19 protein-coding genes and 1 pseudogene are annotated in these 21,489 nt (G+C 63.8%); 10 read left to right on the top strand and 10 right to left on the bottom strand.

Features of this window, described 5'->3' with window-relative positions; all coding sequences use genetic code 11:
• The 5 genes from xdhC to P775_RS22125 all read left to right on the top strand — a co-directional run.
• On the top strand, positions 1-610 hold a 610-nt coding region (gene xdhC, locus P775_RS22145; protein WP_099913026.1), incomplete at its 5' end, for a xanthine dehydrogenase accessory protein XdhC.
• A complete protein-coding gene (locus P775_RS22140; RefSeq protein ID WP_099913020.1) occupies positions 577-2,097 on the top strand; it encodes an ABC transporter ATP-binding protein in 1,521 nt (506 codons plus the stop codon). The genes xdhC and P775_RS22140, both read left to right, overlap by 34 nt.
• Positions 2,098-2,193: 96 nt before the next feature.
• Positions 2,194-3,279 (top strand): ABC transporter permease, encoded by a 1,086-nt coding sequence (locus tag P775_RS22135; protein ID WP_099913019.1) that lies wholly within the window; start codon positions 2,194-2,196, stop codon positions 3,277-3,279.
• Positions 3,279-4,202: an ABC transporter permease gene (locus tag P775_RS22130; protein ID WP_180287534.1), complete on the top strand. Its 924-nt coding sequence runs from the start codon at positions 3,279-3,281 to the stop codon at positions 4,200-4,202. The genes P775_RS22135 and P775_RS22130 overlap by 1 nt, the downstream gene beginning before the upstream one ends.
• 30 nt (positions 4,203-4,232) lie before the next feature.
• A complete protein-coding gene (locus P775_RS22125) occupies positions 4,233-5,324 on the top strand; it encodes a BMP family ABC transporter substrate-binding protein (protein WP_099913018.1) in 1,092 nt (363 codons plus the stop codon).
• A 134-nt stretch (positions 5,325-5,458) separates the two neighbouring features.
• On the opposite strand, the gene P775_RS22120 is transcribed toward P775_RS22125, so the two are convergent.
• Positions 5,459-6,349 (bottom strand): hypothetical protein, encoded by an 891-nt coding sequence (locus P775_RS22120; RefSeq protein WP_099913017.1) that lies wholly within the window; start codon positions 6,347-6,349, stop codon positions 5,459-5,461.
• 42 nt (positions 6,350-6,391) lie between these two features.
• Positions 6,392-7,576, bottom strand: a complete 1,185-nt coding sequence (locus P775_RS22115; RefSeq protein WP_099913016.1) for a hypothetical protein — start codon at positions 7,574-7,576, stop codon at positions 6,392-6,394.
• Positions 7,577-7,734: 158 nt separating this feature from the next.
• On the opposite strand from P775_RS22115, the gene P775_RS22110 reads away from it, so the two are divergent.
• From P775_RS22110 to P775_RS22090, 5 genes are all read left to right on the top strand, one after another.
• The gene (locus P775_RS22110; RefSeq protein WP_099913015.1) at positions 7,735-8,217 is read left to right on the top strand and encodes a MarR family winged helix-turn-helix transcriptional regulator; all 483 of its coding nucleotides are present in this window, start codon (positions 7,735-7,737) and stop codon (positions 8,215-8,217) included.
• A 59-nt stretch (positions 8,218-8,276) separates the two neighbouring features.
• Positions 8,277-9,209: an aldo/keto reductase gene (locus P775_RS22105; RefSeq protein WP_099913014.1), complete on the top strand. Its 933-nt coding sequence runs from the start codon at positions 8,277-8,279 to the stop codon at positions 9,207-9,209.
• A gap of 148 nt (positions 9,210-9,357) precedes the next feature.
• Positions 9,358-11,778 carry a ligase-associated DNA damage response DEXH box helicase gene (locus tag P775_RS22100; protein WP_099913013.1) on the top strand — a complete coding sequence of 807 codons (2,421 nt, stop codon included), beginning with the start codon at positions 9,358-9,360 and terminating at the stop codon, positions 11,776-11,778.
• A 24-nt stretch (positions 11,779-11,802) separates the two neighbouring features.
• The gene (gene pdeM / locus P775_RS22095) at positions 11,803-12,483 is read left to right on the top strand and encodes a ligase-associated DNA damage response endonuclease PdeM (protein WP_245875815.1); all 681 of its coding nucleotides are present in this window, start codon (positions 11,803-11,805) and stop codon (positions 12,481-12,483) included.
• A gap of 26 nt (positions 12,484-12,509) precedes the next feature.
• The gene (locus P775_RS22090) at positions 12,510-12,932 is read left to right on the top strand and encodes a PaaI family thioesterase (protein ID WP_245875814.1); all 423 of its coding nucleotides are present in this window, start codon (positions 12,510-12,512) and stop codon (positions 12,930-12,932) included.
• A gap of 20 nt (positions 12,933-12,952) precedes the next feature.
• On the opposite strand, the gene P775_RS22085 is transcribed toward P775_RS22090, so the two are convergent.
• From P775_RS22085 to P775_RS28245, 8 genes and pseudogenes are all read right to left on the bottom strand, one after another.
• The gene (locus P775_RS22085; RefSeq protein ID WP_099913022.1) at positions 12,953-13,549 is read right to left on the bottom strand and encodes an MOSC domain-containing protein; all 597 of its coding nucleotides are present in this window, start codon (positions 13,547-13,549) and stop codon (positions 12,953-12,955) included.
• 107 nt (positions 13,550-13,656) lie between these two features.
• Entirely contained in the window at positions 13,657-14,433 is a 777-nt protein-coding gene (locus P775_RS22080) for a methyltransferase domain-containing protein (protein WP_099913012.1), read from the bottom strand.
• Entirely contained in the window at positions 14,430-16,346 is a 1,917-nt protein-coding gene (gene ftsH / locus P775_RS22075; RefSeq protein ID WP_099913011.1) for an ATP-dependent zinc metalloprotease FtsH, read from the bottom strand. The genes P775_RS22080 and ftsH overlap by 4 nt, the downstream gene beginning before the upstream one ends.
• Before the next feature lie 77 nt (positions 16,347-16,423).
• Positions 16,424-17,809: a tRNA lysidine(34) synthetase TilS gene (tilS, locus tag P775_RS22070; RefSeq protein ID WP_245875813.1), complete on the bottom strand. Its 1,386-nt coding sequence runs from the start codon at positions 17,807-17,809 to the stop codon at positions 16,424-16,426.
• Positions 17,796-18,638 carry a tetratricopeptide repeat protein gene (locus P775_RS22065; protein ID WP_099913010.1) on the bottom strand — a complete coding sequence of 281 codons (843 nt, stop codon included), beginning with the start codon at positions 18,636-18,638 and terminating at the stop codon, positions 17,796-17,798. The genes tilS and P775_RS22065 overlap by 14 nt, the downstream gene beginning before the upstream one ends.
• A gap of 22 nt (positions 18,639-18,660) precedes the next feature.
• Positions 18,661-19,194 (bottom strand): peptidoglycan-associated lipoprotein Pal, encoded by a 534-nt coding sequence (gene pal, locus P775_RS22060; RefSeq protein WP_099913009.1) that lies wholly within the window; start codon positions 19,192-19,194, stop codon positions 18,661-18,663.
• Between the two features lie 150 nt (positions 19,195-19,344).
• Positions 19,345-20,679 (bottom strand): Tol-Pal system beta propeller repeat protein TolB, encoded by a 1,335-nt coding sequence (gene tolB / locus P775_RS22055; RefSeq protein WP_099913008.1) that lies wholly within the window; start codon positions 20,677-20,679, stop codon positions 19,345-19,347.
• A gap of 159 nt (positions 20,680-20,838) precedes the next feature.
• Positions 20,839-21,489, bottom strand: a pseudogene (locus P775_RS28245) (cell envelope biogenesis protein TolA); the annotation flags it as partial.

The following is a 21,489-nucleotide window of genomic DNA, read 5'->3' as shown; positions in this document are numbered from 1 at the left end:
CCCCCGCCCGCTCGCCGTGCAGCGCCTGCTGGACCGCGCCCGCGCCCGGGGTGAGGCGCCGCAGCCGCAGCTTCTTCAGGGCTGGATGATCGAGCCGCTGTTGCAACCGTCCAATGCCCTCTGGATCTGGGGGGCCGGCCATGTGGGCCGCGCGCTGGTCGATGTGCTGCACCCTCTTCCCGATCTCGCCCTCACCTGGGTCGACACCGCGCCGGACCGCTTTCCTGACCATATCCCGCAGAGCGTCACCGCCCTGCCCACAGCAGACCCCATCCGCGCCGTACCGCTGGCCGCAAAAGACGCGCAGCACCTGATACTGACCTACAGTCACGAGCTGGATCTTGCCCTCTGCCACGCGCTGCTGACCCATGGCTTTGGCTTTGCCGGCCTCATCGGCTCTGACACCAAATGGGCCCGCTTTCGCAAGCGGTTACACAACCTGGGGCACACTGACGCCCAAATTGCGCGCATCTGCTGCCCCATTGGGCAGAAAAATCTTGGCAAACATCCGCAGGCCATTGCCGTCGGGGTCGCCTCGCAGCTACTGAACATGCAAAAAGACAGGGACAGTGCCACGTGGCAGACACACTTCTCAGCCTCCGGGGCCTGACCAAGGCCTATCCGGGCGTCGTCGCCAATGACGACATCTCCTTCGACATCCGTGTCGGAGAAGTCCACGCGCTGCTGGGCGAAAACGGCGCCGGGAAATCCACGCTGGTCAAGATGATCTACGGCCTCGTCAAACCCGACAAGGGCGAGATGACGCTGGGCGGCGCGCCCTATGTTCCGGCAGAACCCAAGGCGGCCCGCGCTTCGGGCGTGTCCATGGTGTTTCAGCATTTCTCGCTGTTCGAGGCGCTGTCGGTTGCCGAAAACGTCGCCCTCGGCATGGAAAACCCGCCCAAGACCCGCGACCTTGCCAAGCAGATCCGCGATGTGTCGGAAAATTATGGCCTGCCGCTGGACCCGTTCCGCATTGTCGGCACGCTGTCGGCCGGCGAACGCCAGCGCGTCGAGATCATCCGCTGCCTGCTGCAGAAGCCACGCCTGCTGATCATGGACGAACCGACCTCGGTGCTGACCCCGCAAGAGGTCGAGATCCTGTTCGCCACCCTGCGCAAGCTCAGCGCCGAAGGCACCGCCATCCTCTATATCTCGCACAAGCTCGAAGAGATCCGCGCGCTGTGCGATCACGCCACCATCCTGCGGCTGGGCAAAAAGGTCGCGACCTGCACCCCGGCGGACTCGACCGCGCGCGAGCTGGGCGAACTGATGGTCGGCTCGTCCTTTGCCTCTCCCGTGGCGCGCAACCATGCCTCGGGCGCGGTGCTGCTTGAGGTGCAGAACCTCACCCTGCCCGCCCCCGGCGCCTTTGGCACACCGCTGCGCGGCATCTCGTTCAGTGTGAAAGCGGGCGAGGTGCTGGGCCTTGGCGGTGTGGCGGGCAACGGTCAGGACGAATTGCTGGCGGCCCTGTCGGGCGAACGCCTCTCTGATCCCGGATCGGTCACGCTCAAGGGGACGGATGTCAGCCGCGCGGCCCCCATGGCCCGCCGCGACGCCGGGCTGCTCTCTGCGCCCGAGGAACGTCTGGGCCATGCCGCCGCCCCCGCGATGAGCCTGATCGAAAACGGTCTCCTGACTGCAGCGCGGCGCGAGGGGCTGGTGTCAGGCGGTTTCGTGAACTGGGCAAAGGCACGCCTGTTCGCCGAAAAGGTCATCAAGGATTTTGACGTGCGCACCCCCTCGCCGGGCACCGCCGCAGGCGCGCTGTCGGGCGGCAACCTGCAGAAATTCGTCATCGGACGCGAGATCCTGCAACGCCCCGATGTTCTGGTGGTGAATCAGCCGACCTGGGGCGTGGACGCCGCCGCCGCCGCCGCCATCCGTCAGTCGCTGCTGGATCTGGCCGCCAAGGGGGCTGCGATCATCGTGATCAGTCAGGATCTGGACGAGCTGATGGAGGTCTCGGACCGCTTCGGCGCCCTGAACGAAGGGCGCCTGTCCACCATACGGCCCGTAGCCGAGCTGAACATGGAGCAGATCGGCCTGATGATGGGCGGCGCGCATGACATGGAGGTGGCCCATGTGGCCTGAGATCATCCAACCCCGGCCCCGCGCCCAAGAATTTTCTGAAAATTCTTGGCAAAACTCTTCTAAAGAGTTTTGGGCGCCCCGCCCGGAGGGACGCTCATGATCCGCCTCGAACGTCGCCCGCAGCCCTCGCGCCTCTGGACCGCGATCACCCCGCTTCTGGCGGTGCTGCTGACCATGATCGTCGGCGGCCTGATGTTCGCCCTGCTGGGCAAACCGCCGCTTGAGGCGATCCGCATCATCTTCTGGGATCCGCTGTTTCACCCCCAATTCGCCGCCTATTCCCGCCCGCAATTGTTGGTCAAGGCCGGACCGCTGATCCTGATCGCCATTGGCCTGTCGCTCGGGTTTCGCGCCGGGATCTGGAACATCGGTGCTGAGGGGCAATATATCATGGGCGCGATCTGCGGCGCCGGCATGGGCCTTGCCTTTTATCCTACCACCAACCCGCTGATCTTTCCCGCCATGGTGATCGCCGGCGCGCTCGGGGGCTGGGCCTGGGCCATGATCCCCGCCGTGCTCAAGGTTCGCTTCGGCACCAATGAAATTCTCGTATCGCTCATGCTGGTCTATGTGGCCGAAGCTCTGCTTGCCTCCGTCTCGCAGAAGCTCCTGCGCAACCCCGAGGGCATGGGCTTTCCCGGCTCGCGCAACTTTCAGCAATATCCGGCGGCGCATAACGGCGAACTTCTGCCCGGCACCGGCATGCACTGGGGGGTGCTCGCGGCCTTCATGGCGGTGATCTTTGCGCATGTGCTGCTGACTCGCCACATTCAGGGCTTCAACATCCGCCTCACCGGCGAAGCCCCCCGCGCCGCGCGTTTCTCGGGTGTCTCGCCCGCACGCATCATCTTTCTCTGCCTCGGCTTCGGCGGTGCCCTCGCCGGGGCTGCCGGCCTGTTCGAGGTCTCCGGCCCCGCGGGACAAATCACCATCGACTTCAATTCGGGCTATGGCTTTACCGCAATCATCGTCGCCTTTCTGGGCCGCCTCAACCCGATCGGCATCCTGCTCGCCGGGCTGCTGATGGCGCTGACCTATATCGGCGGCGAACTGGCCCAGCTCATGCTCGGCCTGCCCGGTGCCTCCATCCAGCTGTTTCAGGGGATGCTTCTGTTCTTCCTGCTGGCGACGGATGTCTTCACCAATTTCCGCATCCGCATTGGCAAGACAGAGGTGGCCTGATGGACCTGAGCTCGATCAACCCGATTCTTCTGATCGCCTCGATCATGATTTCGGCCACCCCCATCCTGCTCGCCGCGATTGGCGAGATGGTGGTGGAAAAGGCCGGCGTGCTGAACCTTGGGGTTGAGGGGATGATGATCACCGGCGCGGTGGTCGGCTTTGCCACCGCCGTCAGCACAGGCAGCCCGGCGCTGGGTTTCATGGCCGCCGCCCTTGCCGCAGCCGTGCTGTCGCTCAGCTTTGGCATTCTCACACAGATCCTGCTGTCCAATCAGGTCGCCACCGGCCTTGGCCTCACGCTTGTCGGCCTTGGCCTGTCCGCGCTGATCGGCAAGCCGTATGAGGGCATGAAAACCCCCACCATGGCCAAGCTCGACATTCCCATCCTTGGCGACATCCCCGTGCTGGGCCGCATGCTGTTCAGCCATGACCCGATGGTCTATGTCTCGCTCTTTCTCGTGCTCGCCGTCTGGGCCGTTCTCAAATACACCCGCGCCGGGCTGATCCTGCGCGCGGTCGGCGAATCCCACGATGCCGCCCATGCGCTGGGGTACAAGGTCATCCGCATCCGCATGATGGCGATCTTCTTTGGCGGCGCCTGTGCCGGCCTTGGCGGCGCCTACCTGTCGCTTGTGCGCGTGCCGCAATGGACCGAAGGCATGACCGCAGGCTCCGGCTGGATTGCGCTCGCCATTGTCGTCTTCGCCTCCTGGCGGGCCGAGCGTGTGCTGATCGGCGCCTACCTCTTTGGCGGGGTCACCGTGCTGCAGCTCAACCTGCAGGCCGCAGGCGTCAAGGTCCCGGTCGAGATCTTGTCCATGTCGCCCTATCTGATAACCATTCTCGTGCTGGTGATCATCTCAGCCCGAGGCGCCCATGGCGCACCGGCCTCACTTGGCCGCCCCTTCCACGCCTCTAGCTGAGGCCAAAACAATTTTTCCCAGGGAGATACCATGAACCGCAGAACCCTTCTCAGCACCGCCGCCGCCTCGATCGTCGGCTCGACCCTCGCCAGCAGCGCTTTTGCAGCCGCCCATGGCGGGACGGTCAAGGTCGGCTTCATCTTTGTCGGCCCGATCGGCGATGGCGGCTGGACCTTTGAACACAACCGCGCCCGCCTCGCCCTCGAAGAAAAATTCGGCGACAAGGTCGAGACGGTGTATCAGGAATCCGTGCCCGAAGGCGCCGATGCCGAACGCGCCATCACCCAGATGGCCCTCTCCGGCTGCAACCTGATCTTCACAACCTCATTCGGCTACATGGACCCGACCATCAATGTCGCGGCCAAGTTCCCGGATGTGAAATTCGAACATGCCACCGGCTTCAAACGCGCGGACAATGTCGGCGTCTATTCGGCCCGCTTCTACGAAGGCCGCGCCATTCAGGGCCACATCGCCGGCAAGATGACCAAGACCAACAAGATCGGCTATATCGCCTCCTTCCCGATCCCCGAGGTCATCCGCGGCATCAACTCCGCCTATATCCACGCCAAGAAAGCCAACCCCGATGTCGAATTCTCGGTCATCTGGGCCTACACATGGTTCGACCCGGCCAAGGAATCCGACGCCGCCCGCGCCCTGATCGAAAACGGCGCCGACGTGATCCTGCAGCACACCGATTCCACAGCGCCGCAGGCCGCCGCACAAGAGGCCGGGAACGTGATCACCTTTGGTCAGGCCTCGGACATGTCCGAATACGCCCCCATGCCGCGCGTCTCGTCGATCATCGACAACTGGACGCCCTATTACATCGACCGCGTGCAGGCGGTGATGGATGGCACATGGCAATCCGATGACACCTGGAACGGCATCGGCACCGGCATGGTCGGCATCGGCGAAATCTCCTCGGCCGTGCCCGAGGATGTGAAGGCCGAAGCGCTGGCGCTGAAGGACAGCATCGGCTCGGGCGCCTACCACCCCTTCACCGGCCCGCTGAACAAGCAGGACGGCTCGGTCTGGCTGGCCGAGGGCGAAACCGCCCCCGACGGCGACCTGCTGGGCCTCAGCTTCTATGTCGAAGGCCTGACCGGCGATATCCCGAACTGATCGGGACGCATCAAACCAAAAAAGCCCCGCCAGTGTGCGGGGCTTTTTCTTTGGACAAAATCTTTGGGCAAACGACCCTGCCAACCTGTCTCGCTCACAACTCAAGCGCCGGGCAGCGACAGTGTCAGCGCCTCTCAGTCGCAGGCGCTGTAGCTCAGAACCCCCGGCATCGCGCCGTCACCCTCTTCCTGCCGGGTCAGGGTATGACCCCCGTCTTGCAGCGCCAGAACTTCGGTATAGCTCCAGACCATTCCCTCACCCTCAAAGGCAAAGCTGGCTTCGATCCGCTCTGCGCTGCGCGCCGTGACCTCTGCCAGCGTCCCACGCGATTCATAGAATTTCAACGTCTTGGGTCCCACCGTCATCAGCCCCTTGGCATCGCCCTGCGTGCTGGTGCAATCCGCAGGCACCAGCCCCCAGCGCCCCTGCATCGCTTCGGGGATCCCGCCCCCGGCCTCATCCTGCGCCACATGGATCGACGCCGAACCGATATGCCAGGCCAGCTGCGCCGCCGTGGCCCCCTGCACATCATTGACCCGCCGCATCGTGTAGGTCCCGGCGAAATGCTGCACCGTGCCATCAACCAGCGTGGAGTCGATCCGCACCGGCACCTCGGCATCAAGTGACCCCGCCCCACCGTTGACCATGGTCGGCCCGGTGAACACCGTCACATCCTTGGTGCTGGCAAAGCCCTCGGCAAAACTCTCGGGCGTCTGGCCGCTGCTGGCGCCATCCTGCCCCCACAGTGCATAGGCCGCATCATACTCCTTGGCGGCGATATGGGCGTAATACTGCTCCAGCGCGCCCCGCGCCTGCCAGCCCTGCGCACCGCCATCCTGCGCCAGCGCGGGCAGCGCCGCCGCCATCAGAACTCCTGTCAGAATCATGCTCTTCATCGTGGTTCTCCCCTTGCCTCGCAGACCGGATCGCGGCGCTGCCCCGTTCAGATAATCCTGCCCGCGCCGCACCCCAACCCCGCTCGGCCAATCCTTGCCGAACCGCGCAAGGCCCGTATCACCAGCCATACGGCATCCATACGCAAACCATACGTGTTCTATATCACGCCGTCAGAGCAGACCGGCAAAGACCCCGGCAAGCACGACCGACACCATGGTCACTGTGACAAAGCCCGCCACCAGCATCGGCGGCAGCATATGCGCGCTCAGCACCTCGCGCTCTCCCTCATCCTCTGTCAGGGCATTCACCACCTCATTGGTGATGACGTAATCCGCCGGAAAACCGTAAAGCGCGGTCAGCGAACAGGCAAAGGCCATGGCCGGTGTCACACCCAAAAGCTTTCCCGCGATGACGGAAAACACATACATCCCAAGAATCCCCACGATGATCGCACCGAACATCGGACCTGCCAGATCCAGCAGCATCTCTGGCGTCGCCCGGTTCAGACCGCCCAAAATGAACAGCATCAACACCATGATAACAAAGCCAAAAGAATTCGCGAGCTGCAGCGGCTGCCGCTCCAGAAACCCCAGCGAGGAAGCCAGAACGCCACCGATCAGACACAGAACAAAGGGGCTGATCTCAAAGAACGGGTTGACCAGCTGCGCCACACCCCAGGCAAGGAACGCCACAACCCCCAGCCGGAACAGCTTGAAATACACCGTGTCATATTCTGCAGGCAGACTGCGGAACAGGCGCGGCGTCGTGCGTTTGTCCGTCACCTCAACGGCCTTGATGGCCCCCGTCCAGCTGCCGCCCCGGTGCAGCGCCAGAACCCGCCGCCCCTCGCGTTGCAGCATAAAGGACGTCAGCGGATAGCCCAGAAAGCCCTGCATCACATAGATCAGGATCGCCAGAACCGACAGGCTCTCAAGCCCCGCATCCGCCGCCGCCTGCGACATGATCAGCGACGACACCACACCGCCGGTAAGGGGCGGCGTCACCACGATAACAGTCTGATAATCGAGGAAAAGACGCCCGACAGTAAACAGCATCACCGCAATCCCTGCGATCCCCAGAAGCGCCACAATCACCGTGCGCCACTGCCGCCGCAGTTCGTCTACCGACAGCAAGGTGCCCATGTTGGTGATCAGCAGATACATGGCAAGATAGACCACCGGTGTCGGAATCCCGGCCACCTCGACGATGTTGGCGGGAAAGAAGGTCCAGTACCCGATCAGGAACAGAACCGCGCAGACAAAGATCGACGGCAGTTTCGATTTCGTCCGGATCGAGGCAACATCGCCGATGTAAAGGATGAAGGTCAGAATTGCGAAGGCGGCCAGTTGTGGCATGGGGCACCCTTTTGTTGTGCATATCCGGGTCCATGAACATCATTGCCCAAGAATTCCTGACGTGCTGGTAAGATCGTTTCGGGTGCGATACATCCATTTGGATATATCTTGCAAGGGCTCCACGTCCAAAGACCACGGGAGCAGTCAGGAAAAGGTGCATGACGGCAGACCCCAAGGATATGCTGGAACGGGCGTTCTCGTCCGAACTGGGGCCGCTGATGGCCCTCAGCCACATTGTGCTGGTCAATAATGAAATCACGAACAGATTCATCGAAAAGACCTATGATATGCCGGTTCAGGCCTGGTCGAGCCTCTATGCCGTGGTCCATTTCCCCGGCCTCCTTGCCAGGGACATCAGGGTTCTTTTTCCACGACCGCAGAATTCCATCAGCCGTGCCGTCGCCCTGCTGCAGGACCGTGGCCTGATCCGCGATGCCCCGATGAAAGGCGACAGCCGCGCCAAACATCTCTATGCAACCGAGGCCGGTCAGGCCCTCTTGTCAGAGATCGAAGCCCGGATCAGCCTGCGGCAAGGCGAAATTTTCGGCACCCTCAGCGAAAGCGAGCGGTGCGAACTTCTTCGCCTTTGCCGCAAGGTCATAAAAAGCGATACACTCAGACAGGCGGCATCCTTGGACTGAACACCCATTCCAAAACCTGCACCCCGTCCGTGGACCCCACCCCGAACCAAGGCCAGACCATGACCCAGATCACCACCCTCGACGGCCAGACCGTCCCGCCCTTTGCCTTTGGCGCCATGCAGTTCGGCGGTCGCGCCGATGGCGCCCAAAGCCGCGCGATGTTCGACATCTGCGTCGATCACGGCATCCGCCATTTCGACACCGCCTATGTCTATACCGACGGCGCCTCAGAAACGCTTTTGGGGGACTTTGCCGCCACCCGTCGCGACACGCTATTCATTGCCACCAAGGTCGGCTTCACCGGCGGCTCTTCGCGCGACAATATCCTGAAAACATTCGCCGAAAGCTGCAAACGGCTCCGGATGGAGACAATCGATCTGCTCTATCTGCACCGCTGGGATGGCACCGTCCCGTTGGAAGAGAGTTTTGAAACACTTGCCGAATTACAGTCGCAACAGAAGATCCGCCATATCGGCGTGTCCAACTTTTCCGCCTGGCAGGTGATGAAAGCCCAGGCCGTCGCCGCCCGGTTTGGCACCCGCATTGACGTGATCCAGCCGATGTACAACCTCGTCAAACGTCAGGCCGAGGTTGAACTGCTGCCGATGTGCGCATCAGAAGGCATCCTGCCTGTGCCCTATTCACCCTTGGGGGGCGGATTGCTGACCGGAAAATATAGTGGCGACACCACGGGCCGCCTGACCGAAGATGATCGCTACGCCAAACGCTATGGTCTTGATTCCATGCATAAAACTGCTGTTGATCTGGTGGCCTTGGCACAGGAGCTGTGCACTGATCCCGCCACGCTGGCCGTCGCCTGGGTGGCGCGTCATGCCACCGGCCCCGTGCCGATCCTGTCGGGCCGCACACCCGAACAGATCCTGCCCTCGCTTGCCGGGATGGACTATGCGCTGGACGATGCGCTTTACGCCCGCCTCTCTGCGCTCAGCCCAACACCGCCCCCCGCCACCGACCGGCTGGAAGAGGTCTGAACCGGGGCGCGCAGCCGCACGGGGACAGGGGGGCTGTCTGCCCCCCGCCAGGCCTGCGGCCCGGCCCCCCCGAGGATATTTTTGGGCAGATGAAGCCATTGAGGCGGCTTTGATTTCCATTTGGCATCCGGGCACCTAGATAAGGGGCATGATGCAGCCGCCCCCTTCCCTTCAGCACTGGTTTGACGCGCGTGGCTGGCAGATCCATCCGCATCAGCAGGCCATGCTGGACCGCGCCCAAGAGCCCGCCCTGCTGCTGATCGCGCCCACCGGCGGGGGCAAGACACTGGCCGGCTTCCTGCCCACTCTGGCCGAATTGGGCGCGAAACCACCCCCGGGGTTGCACACGATTTATGTAAGTCCGCTCAAGGCGTTGGCCGCAGACATCAAACGCAACCTGCGCCTGCCGGTGACAGAGGCCGGGCTGGATATCCGGATCGAGGACCGCACCGGCGATACCTCCTCTCACGTCAAACGCCGCCAACGCGCCGACCCGCCGCACATCCTGCTGACCACCCCCGAAAGCCTTGCCCTGCTCACCTCTTACGAGGATGCGCCCCGCATTTTTGCCGGGGTGCAGCGCGTCGTGGTCGACGAAATCCACGCGCTGGCCGAATCGAAACGCGGCGATCAGCTCATGCTGGCCCTTGCCCGCCTCTCGACCCTCTGCCCCGGATTGCGGCGCGTCGGGCTGTCGGCCACGGTAGATGACCCTGCCGCCATCGCCCGCCTGCTGGCGCGCCATCCAGGCACCTGCGCCATCCTGACCGCCGACCCGGGACCGGATCCGGACATTCAGATGCTGGTGACCGAACAGGCCCCGCCATGGTCCGGCGGGGGCGCCGCCTATGCCATTCCGGCGGTGCTGGAGCAGGTCAGGCAACACAAGACCACGCTGATCTTTCACAACACCCGCGCCCAGGCCGAGATCTTTTTTCACAACCTCTGGCTTGCCAACGAAGACTCCCTGCCCATCGGCATCCACCACGGCTCCCTCGACCGCGCCCAACGGGAAAAAGTCGAGGCGGCGATGGTCGCAGGCCAGCTGCGCGCCATCGTCTGCACAGGATCACTGGATCTGGGCATCGACTGGGGCGATGTGGATCTGGTGATTCAGGTCGGCGCGCCGAAGAACGTCAAACGCCTTGTCCAGCGGATCGGCCGCGCCAACCACCGCTACAACGCCCCGTCCAAGGCGCTGCTGGTGCCTGCCAATCGGTTCGAGGTGGTGGAATGTGTCGCCGCTCTGGACGCGGTCAAGGCGCATGATCTCGACGGCGATCCGCGTGGCCCCGGCCCGCGCGACGTGCTGTGCCAGCACATCCTGATCGCCGCTTGCGCCGGGCCGTTCGATGCGGATCAACTCTATGCCGAAATGACCAGCGCCGGCGCCTATGCCGCCCTCACCCGTCCCCAGTTCGACGATTGCCTGCAATTCTGCGCCACCGGCGGCTACGCCCTGCGCGCCTATGACCGCTGGCAACGGCTGCTTCAGCGCGACGATGGCTTATGGCAGTTGCGCGATCCACGCTCGGCCACCCGCATCCGCCAGAACATCGGCACGATTCAGGACACAGATACGCTCAAGGTCAAATGGCGCGGGCGCGGCGGTGGCAATCTGGGCGAGGTCGAGGAAAGCTTTGCCGCCTCGCTGACCAAGGGCGACACCTTTCTGATCGGCGGGCAGATCGTGCGCTACGAGGGCCTGCGCGATCTGGTGGTCGAGGTCAGCCGCGACCCCGGCAAGAAACCAAAGATCGCGACCTTCATGGGCACAAAATTTGCCACCTCCACCCAGCTGTCCGCCCGCATCGTGAACATGTTCCAGCAGGACAGCTGGCCGGACCTGCCGCCCCACACCGCCCAATGGCTCGCCCTGCAACGCCGCGTCAGCCGTCTGCCCGAACCCGGTCGGCTGCTCATCGAAAGCTTTCCCCATGACGGGCGCCAGCAACTGGTGGTCTACGGCTTTGCTGGGCGCAACGCGATGCAGACGCTGGGCCTGCTGCTCACCAAACGGATGGAGGAGATGGGCCTTGCCCCCATGGGGTTCGTCGCCAGCGACTATGCCACGCTGATCTGGGGGCTGGATGCGGTCACCGATCCGCGCCCCCTGTTCGACCTTGACGCGTTAGAGGCCGGGCTTGACGGCTGGCTCGCTGGCAATGCCGTGATGAAACGCACCTTTCGCGCCAGCGCCACCATCGCCGGGCTGATCGAACGCAACCTTGGCGGACAGCGCAAATCAGGACGGCAGGCGACCATGTCCTCGGACATCCTCTATGACACCCTGCTGAAATACGACCCCGATCACCTGCTGATGCAGATCACCCGCGAAGAGGCGATGCGCGGCCTCGTCGATTTCGCCCGCATCCGGGAAATGGCCGCGCGGGTCGGTGACCGGATCGACCATGTGACGCTTGAGCGGATCTCGCCCCTTTCGGCACCGCTCTTCCTCGAACCCGGGCGCGTGCCGGTGCGCGGCTCTGCCGACGAACGCCTGCTGGCGGATGAGGTCGCGCGGCTGATGGACGACTCCGGCCTGTCGCAGGTAGACACGCCGGGCTGACGCTTTGCCCTTGCACAGCCGGTCATGGTCCGGCTTTGTGCCGCCATGTCCTACGCCTTTACCTTCCATGATGCCCCGCTGTTCGCGCTGCCCTCGGGCGCGCTGCACTGGCCGGATCGCGATCTGCTGGTGGTCTCGGATCTGCACTTTGGCAAATCCGCCCGCGCAGCGCGTCACGGCGGCGCGGCACTGCCGCCTTATGAAACCCGCGAAACCCTGCTGCGGCTGGAAACTGACCTCGACACGACGCAGGCCCGGCATGTCCTCTGCCTCGGCGACAGTTTCGATGCCCCCGACATCGGCGCCGCCCTGCCAGAGGAGGAGCAACTCTGGATCACCCGCCTGCAGGCCGGGCGCGGCTGGACCTGGATCGAGGGCAACCATGATCCCGGCCCCATGAACCTTGGCGGCAGTCATCTGGCGCAGCTGACCCTTGGCCCGCTGACCTTTCGCCACATCGCCACAGACACGGGACGGGGTGAGGTTTCGGGCCATTACCACCCCAAGGCGCGGCTTGCCTTGCGTGGGCGCAGCCTGTCGCGGCCCTGCTTTCTGCTGGATGAACACCGGCTGATCCTGCCCGCCTATGGCGCCTATACCGGCGGGCTGTTCACGCAATCCGCCCCGCTTGCCACCCTCATGCAGCCAAAGGCACAGGCGATCCTGACCGGCCCCACTCCCTGCGCCATCCCGATGCCGCGCTAAACTGGACTTGCACAGCGCACACGCCCATGCACAATTCCCGCATGGAACACCGCATTCGCAGCAGTTTTGACCGTCAGTCGATGATGACCACCCTCGGCGCCACGCTGGAGCAGGTGGCGCCCGGTGCCGTGACCATCCACGCGCCGATCCTGCCGGGGTCGCGGCAACAGCAGGGCTTTGGCCATGCCGGCCTCACCTTTTCCATCGGTGATTCGGCCGCAGGCTACGCCGCGCTGTCCCTACTGCCACTGGATCAGGAGGTCGTGACCGCCGAGATCAAGATCAACCTGCTGGCCCCCGCCCGCGGCGATCTGCTCATCGCCCGCAGCAAGGTGGTGAAACCGGGCCGCCGCCTGATCGTCGTCACCTCCGAAGTCTTTGCAAGGACGGGCGAAGATGAAACCCTGATCGCCCTTCTGCAGGGCACGATGATCCCCGTCCCGGTCTGACACTCCAGAGCGTCCCGTCCTTAGCTCAGCACAGCCTCGATATGCGCCCAGAGCGGCTGATCCGGCACATGCAGGCGCAGCATATCCCCCACGGCCAGCCGTCCGGGCCGTTCGACCCAGGCGGTCACACCGCGCCGCCCCTTGGCCGCCGGTTTGAACCGCGCACCGAACCCAGCCCTCTCTGCCTCGATCTCGCGCGCGGGCAGCTGGCAGGGGCGGTTTTCCATGTCGATCACCAGCGTCACCCCATCCGGCCCCTGCAGGCGCGACGACGGCGGCACATGGCTGAAATCCGGGATGCCCTCGATCACCATCGACGCCCCGGTCCATTCCGGCGCAATGCTTTCAAGCCCCATACGTTCAGCAATCTGCGCCAGCTCTTCGGCAGAGATCACCGAAAGTTGCCGCACATTGCGGATCTCGGTCCCACGCGGATATTGCTTGAGCATGCGGCTGCAGGACGGCCGCGTCCCACCGGAATGCCGCTCTCCCTCAACACCGTCCCAGCCAAGATCAACCACATCGACCGCTTCGGACCGGATCCCATCCCCGGACAGCGGCACACGGCCCAGCCAGCGAATGGTGGCGGTGAAATCGGTTGGGTTCAGGGCTGGCATCGCGCACTCCGCATAAAAAAGGGCCACGGGGAAAACCCATGGCCCGGTTGGCATATCTTTCAGCGTGATCCCACCCCTTGTCCAGACCCTGCGCTAAGACTCCGCGCTCAGACGGTAAGGGTGAATAACATCCGCCGGAACGGGAACAGCACGGTGCCATTCGGCCCCTTGGGATAGGCCTTGCCGATCACGCTTTCATAGGTGGTGATCAGCCGGATCTGTTCATCCTTGTCCAGCTTGTTCAGGATCGGACGCGCATAGGTGCCTTCGGTAAACCGGCGCACCGGATGGCCTTCGGCGTCTGGGGCCAGTTCCTGATAATACTCGGTTTCCCAAAGCACCACCTTGCCCAGCGGCGCCAGCATCCGGTGATATTCTGCAGGCAGCATCACCTTGGGCCCCTGACGGGCATCCACGCGCCCCGGGAACAACTCGTCCACCAGCGACCGCCACAGCCGATGCGACGGCGCATTGTTCTGATGCGGCAGTTGCACCGCCAGAACGCCGCCCGGGGCCAGCATCCCCGCCAGCCGGGGCAGCAGCGCCTCGTGATCCCCCAGCCAGTGCAGGGCCGCGTTGGAAAAGATCAGCGCCACCGGCGCCTCAGCCTGCCATTCTGCCAGATCCTGCTCCAGCAGCTGGTCATAGCCCCCGGTCAGCCGCGCCTGCGCCAGCATCGCGGGGCTTGTGTCCACTCCGATCAGCCGCCGCCGCAACTGCCCCAGCGCCGGGCCAACTGCCCCGCCGCCACATCCAAGGTCCACAACATCTCCCTCGGGCAACGGCCCCACGGACCGCAATAGATCCAGCGCGGGGCGCAAACGCAAACCCCGGAACCTGTGGTAGGCCCCGGGGTTCCAATCCTGATCGGCCGTCACTGTCATACCGAAGGTTCAGGCTCCAGGCTGCCATCCGCAGATGGCTTCGCCTTTGGCTTGGTCTTCGGAATGGCGGTGACGCTGGGTGTGTCATCCTCGCCCAGACCGGTATCGCCCGGACCAGCATGGGGCGGCTCGCCCCGGACCACGCGCTTGATCTCGTCGCCGGTCAGCGTTTCGTATTCCAGCAGACCCTGCGCCAGACGTTCCCATTCGACCTTCTTGTCGGTCAGGATCTGGAACGCACGGCTGTAAGCGTCAGAGATGAACCGCTTCACTTCGCTCTCGATCACTTCTTTCGTATGCGCAGACACCGACAGGCCCGCGGTGGCCCCGCTATAGCCTTCGTGCGCCTCGGAATAGTCGATATTGCCGATCTTGTCCGACATGCCCCAGCGCAGCACCATAGCACGGGCCAGCGCCGACGCCTGCTGAATATCACCAGCCGGACCGTTGGACACATTGTCCTCGCCGTATTTGATGATCTCGGCCGCCTTGCCCGCCATGGTCATGGCCAGCTTTTCCTCGCACTCGGACCGGTGCCAGTTCAGACGGTCGATTTCCGGCAAGGACACAACCATGCCCAGTGCGCCACCGCGCGGAATGATCGTTGCCTTGTAGACCGGATCACACTGCGGCAGGGACAGGCCGACAACGGCGTGACCAGCTTCGTGATAGGCGGTCTTTTCTTTCTGCTCGGGGGTCAGGACCATGGACCGGCGCTCGGCGCCCATCATGACCTTGTCCTTGGCATGTTCGAAATCTTCCATCGTCACGAACCGCCGCCCGACACGCGCCGCCGTCAGGGCCGCCTCGTTCACGAGGTTCGCCAGATCCGCACCCGAAAAGCCGGGCGTGCCACGGGCAATGATGCGCATGTCGGCATCTGGGCCAAGCGGAGTCTTGCGCGCATGAACGTTGAGGATCTTTTCACGGCCCTTGATGTCGGGATTCGGCACAGTGACCTGACGGTCGAAACGACCGGGACGCAGCAGCGCGGGGTCCAGAACATCGCGGCGGTTGGTGGCGGCCAGAATGATGACACCCTCATTCGCCTCGAAACCGTCCATTTCCACCAGCAGCTGGTTCAGCGTCTGCTCGCGTTCGTCGTTGCCACCGCCATACCCGGCACCCCGGTTGCGGCCCACGGCGTCAATTTCGTCGATGAACACGATGCAGGGCGCGTTTTTCTTGGCCTGCTCGAACATGTCGCGCACACGGCTCGCACCCACACCGACGAACATCTCGACAAAGTCGGAGCCCGAGATGGTGAAGAACGGCACACCCGCTTCGCCCGCAATCGCACGTGCCAGCAGCGTCTTACCCGTACCCGGAGGGCCGACAAGCAGCGCGCCTTTGGGGATCTTGCCACCAAGTCGGCTGAATTTCTGCGGATTGCGCAGGAATTCGACGATCTCTTCAAGCTCTTCCTTGGCTTCGTCGATGCCCGCCACGTCGTCAAACGTCACCCGGCCATGCTTTTCGGTCAGCATCTTGGCCTTGGATTTGCCAAAGCCCATGGCACCACCTTTACCACCGCCCTGCATCCGGTTCATGAAATAGATCCAGACACCGATCAGCAGCACAAAGGGCAGCAGGCTCAGCAGAAACGACTGGATGCCCGACTGTTCCTGCGCTTCGGCGCGCACGGGAATGTTGTTGTCGACCAGCATGTTGGTGACAGCGGCGTCCTGCGGTTTGATGGTCACATAGTCATTGCCATCCGTGCTGCGGAACCGCACCTGTTCGCCGTCCAGTGTGACAGAGCTGACAGTCTTGTTCTCCACCGCCGTGACAAAGTCGGTATAGCTGATCTCACGGCTCTGCAGCGTTGTGCCGCCGCCGCTGAACAGGTTGAACAGCGCGAGCACCAAGAGGAACAGGACGACCCAAAAGGCGATGTTACGTGCGTTTCCCAAGGAAAACCTCCTAAAATCCGGTGCGCAATGCTTAGCACACTACGTTGCCATGTAACATAGAGATCAGATCGGACGGTTCAATGCGAAAGAAGGAACTTGGCAAAGGTCATGCGCTCTTGCCCCATCGCTTGCAGCTGTGTGGTGTTGCCCGGCCCGATCGCCAGCGCATCGCAGGCGACCAGCCGCCCGCCGTCCCAGACCGACGGCAACACCAGCGCGGCGCGAAACGGCGGCGCGCCCCCTGTCCGCGCGCCACATTGCGCCCAACCGTCCTCGCCAAGGGCTCGGATAGCCAAGCCCTTGAATTTCGGATGAAAAACCTGCCATCGCCCGTCCCACAACGCGCCATCACCCACAGAATTCACCTGATCCCGCACCGCCGACAACTCTCGCGAAACGCAGATCGTGTCGCGATTCGTGCGCACGTCACACCCCTGCAAGGTGCCACCGCCCCCTGACAGGATGCGATCCAGCAGCGCCTCTGTCGCCTCCGCGCGGGGCCGGTAGGGCGAGGTCGAGACAAATTGTAGCGCCGCGGCCAGCAGACGCATCTGGCTGTCCTGTTCCACCTCGTCAAACCCCGCGCGCCCGAACAGGATATCCCCCGTGGACTGCGACAATGCCTGCCCTTCGTTGCCCAGATCCGCCCAGACGGCCAGCGCACGCGCGCTCAGTGCCGCCTTGGCCCGCGCCATCCGGCTGGCGGTTGCGGCGATGGTCTCAACCCCCAACCCCTCGCCCTCCAGCGTGGCAAGCAGGCGGCGCATCCGCACCCGGTCATAATGTGTATCCTCATTGGACGGATCGTCGACCCAGCGCCCTTGCAACGTGCGCAGGTAATGCCGCAACTCTTCGCGCCGCATTTCAAGACAGGGGCGGATCACGTGAAATCCGGCACTTGGTGCGTCAGATGCCACGGGCGTCGCGCCCGCAACCTCCCCCGCAATCTCCTCTGGCACCGGCTGCGTGACATGCACAAGACGTTTCGCCCGCATTGCCGACAGCCCGTCCACACCCGATCCCCGCTTGAGCCGGATCAGAAAGGTCTCGGCCAGATCGTCCTGGGTATGCGCCATCAGCACATGCCGCAGCCCGCCACGCCAGCGCTCGATCAGCCCCAGCCGCGCCTGCCGCCCTTCATTCTGAACATTGCCCTGCCCGTCCCAATGCCAGCGCAGCGTCGCATGCGGCCAGCCCAAGCTGCGGCATTCCTCGGCCACCATCGCGGCCTCTGCCGCCGCCTCTGGGCGCAATCCGTGATCAACCGTCGCAACCCAGAGCCGCACCCCCCAGACCCGCGTCCAGTTGTGCGCAAGGTACAGCATCGCCATGCTGTCGCCGCCGCCCGACACCGCCAGCCCGATGTCGCTGGGGAAATCAGGCCCCAGCAGCGACCCCATGCTTTGCGCAAATCGCTGATCCAGCGATCCTTCGCTTTGCGTCAAAGGCTCACTGACAGCCAAGCTTTGTCATCTCGCCCTGTGCATCCGACTGGACCGAGGCGCCCGGAAAACGCTGCCCGACCTCGCCCAGCGTCACACAGGCCTCGTTCACACTGCCCAGCTGGCCCAGTGATCTGCCGAGACGGAATAACGCCTCGGGCGCCAGCTCCGATTCGGGATAGCCAGAATAGGCATCCAGATAGGACCGTGCGGCGCCACGCACGTCCCCCGTTCCCTCAAGCGCCTCACCCTGCCCCAGCATTGCGGCAGGTTCTAGCGGAGAGCCCGGATAGGCCGTGCGGAAGGCCGCAAAGAAGTCAGCGGCGCCGCGAAAGTCACTTTTGGCGAGCGCCTCCTGCGCCCGCCGAAAATCGTTTTCTTCACTCATGGCCAATTGACTGCCGCCACTCGACGGCAGGGTGGTCGACGGCGCGGGCGCAGGGGCCGCCGCACCGCTCACAGGGGCGGTGCCACCGCCCAGACGCGGCGTGCTTCCCAGCGCCCCGACGTCACAGCCCGGCTCGATCTCACAAAGCCGGAACTCCATGTCGCCGATCCGGTTGGTGCCATCCTCGACGACACGGCCGATCCGGTACTCCATCTCCTCGGTCTTGGAGGTGAGGTCCTGCAGCGCCGTTTCAATCGTGTTGACCCGGTCGATGGTGTTGCCACCCACGACCATGCCGCTGCCACCAGTGGTGCTCAGCTCCGTGCGCAAACGCTGCAGCTCGACATAAAGCACCGACAGATCCTGACGGATATCCGCCAGCGACTTGGCCTGATCCGCCTGCTGGGCGGGAAGCGCCCCGGCCGTCAGGCTGAACGCCACAATCATCGCCGTCAATCGCATGACGTTCCTCCCCTGATCCGGCTCAGCTGGTCAGCCCGCCGGCCGAAATGATCGTAACGGCGCGACGGTTCTGGTTATAGCAGGACTCTTCGGAACAGATCGCGATCGGACGTTCCTTGCCGTAGCTTACAAACTTCAGACGGCTGGCCGGTATGCCGCGCGCGATCAGATATTCCATCACCGAATTGGCCCGACGTGCACCCAGAGCAAGGTTGTATTCTCGTGTGCCCTGCTCATCCGCATGACCTTCGATCACGGCAAGATAATCGGAATTGGTCTGCAACCACTGCACCTGACCATCCAGCGTTGCCTGCGCTTGGGGGCTCAGGCTCGACTGATCCACCGCAAACAGCACGCGGTCACCAACATTCTGCTGGAAATACGCGGTCGAGCGTGGGTCGTTCGCGCTGCCGGGAATGACACCGCCTGCGCCTGCGCCCGCACCATACTGGCCGGATCCGGCTCCGCCGCCGGCCCCCCCAAAACGATCGGGGTTGGTGCAAGCTGACACGGCCAGCACGGCCATCAGCATCAAGGCCTTGGAAATATGTTTCATGGATCCTGTCCTGCTCTCGCTTTTCAATGACGTTACCACAGCCATGCGGCCTTGGAAACGCGTCAACCTCACCCCCGGCGCGGCGCAAGACTTTTCCTGAAAAGTCTTGCCAAAATTCTTCTCAAGAATTTTGCGAAACCGCCGCCGATGTCACTGCAACGGGCCCCAGCTGGGATCCGACGCGCCCTCGGGTGTCGGCACCCGCTTGAGGTTGCGCCCCGAAATATCCACCGAATACAGCGAGGAGGCCCCCTGCGCGCCCTGCGTCTCGCGCATGAACATCAGCACGCGACCATTCGGCGCCCATGTGGGGCCCTCGTCCAGGAAGGAAGCTGTCAGCAGACGCTCTTCCGATCCATCCACCCGCATCACGCCGATGTGGAACCGGCCCGCATTCTGCTTGGTAAAGGCGATCAGATCGCCGCGCGGTGACCAGACCGGCGTGCCATAGCGCCCCGCACCAAAGCTGATGCGCTGCGGCTCTCCGCCATTGGCCGACATGATGTACAGTTGCTGCGTGCCGCTGCGGTCGCTTTCGAACACGATGCGGCTGCCATCCGGAGAAAAGCTCGGCCCGGTCTCGATCGACGGCGCGGTGGTCAGCTGCGTTGTGGAACCGCTCGCGATATCCATGCGGAAGATGTCGGTGTTCGCACCGCGCGTCACCGAATAGACCACGCTGCGTCCATCCGGGGAAAACCGCGGCGCAAAGCTCATCAGCCCCGATGCGGTGGGCAGGATGCGGCTCTGCACTGCGCCCACGTTCAGCACATGCACCCGCGGCTCGCCGGTTTCATAGCTGGTATACAGCACCCGGTCGCCGTTGGGGGAAAACCGCGGTGCCAGGACGATGGACCTGCTGTCGGTCAGATACTGCAGGTTGGCGCCATCATAATCCATGATCGCGAGACGCTTGGCGCGCCGGTCCTTGGGGCCGGTTTCCGAAACATAGACCACGCGGCTGTCGAAATAGCCGGTCTCGCCCGTGATCCGGGAATAGACTTGGTCAGCCACCTTGTGCGCCATGCGGCGCACACCATCCGCCGTGCCTGCAAACTGCATGCCCTCGCCCAGTTCGGCCCCGGCAAAGACGTCATAAACCCGGAACTTCACCACAAGCTGGCCCGAACTGTTCACATCCACCGCGCCGGTGATCAGCGCCTGCGCATTGATCGCCTTCCAGTCGGCAAACTGCACCGGACTCTGGAACGAGGTGATGGTCGAAATCTGCGCATCGCGCGGGATCTCTCGGAAGAGGCCGGTGCCGCTCAGATCGTCAGCCACCACCCGGCTCAACTGGTCGGCATAGCTCTGCGCTGCAGCCGATTCCGCCACAAAGCTGGGCACGGCATAGGGGATCGGCTCGATCACGCCTTCGGTGATCGTGATCCGCAGCGGCCCGTTCTGCGCCATCGCCACTGGTGCGGCCAGCAGCGTCATCGCCGCCGCTGCCGCCAGTGTGACGCCGGTCAAAATCTGTCTCATCAACTGCCCATCCTCTCAGGCTTTGTCCTGCGACCTGTCCCGGTCGCCTGTCCGTTTGCTGCTGCAGCATAACGGTCTTTGTTCCAGCACCAAACGCACAACACTGTAAAAAGTGCCCTGCGCCGCCATATACCCCTTACCCCGGCAGGAACCCGCCGCCTAGCGCATCCGCATCCCGTCGGGGTCAAAGGTCATCTCGATATTCTGCCACTGACCATATTTGTCAGGCGGCATGCGATAGCCATCCCCCTGACAGCGCAGCAATGCGCGCCGTGCCGCCTGAAAGGCCACATCGACCGCAGCCCCGGACCCGCCATCCGAGCCGATCATCCGGATCGAATTGGAAATCACGCGCCCGTTTTGTTCCAGTTCGACCGCAACCGTCACCGTGACGTTGGAGGCAAGACTGCCCGAATCCACCACCCAGCATTGTTGCACCGCCACGCGCAGCGCATCCTTTTCGCCGCTGGTCATCGGCGGACCGGTCGGAACATCCGGCTGCGGCGCCGTGGTGCCTCCGGCCAGCGCCTGCGCCAGCGCCTCTGCGACCGAATCGGTGGTCTCGCTCGGCTGCGGTTCGGGCGCGGCAGGTGTTGCGGGCGTTTCAGCCGGTCTTTCCGGGGGTGCCTCTGCCGTCTGGGTCGGTGTCGGTGTCGGCGTGGGTGCGGGCCGATCGGGGCGCGTGCGCGGACGCGTCGACGCATCCGGCGCCGAACTGGGTTGCTCTGCCGCCTCGGGGACAATTTCGGTGGCCGCCTCTTCGGGGGCCGTGGCCTGTGTCTCCGGCTCGGGCGTCACCTCGGCCGGGGC

It is taken from the genome of Puniceibacterium antarcticum, from assembly GCF_002760615.1.
GTDB lineage: Bacteria > Pseudomonadota > Alphaproteobacteria > Rhodobacterales > Rhodobacteraceae > Puniceibacterium > Puniceibacterium antarcticum.
The sequence above is the reverse complement of the archived record's forward strand: the minus strand, read 5'-3'. Positions and strand labels throughout refer to the sequence as shown.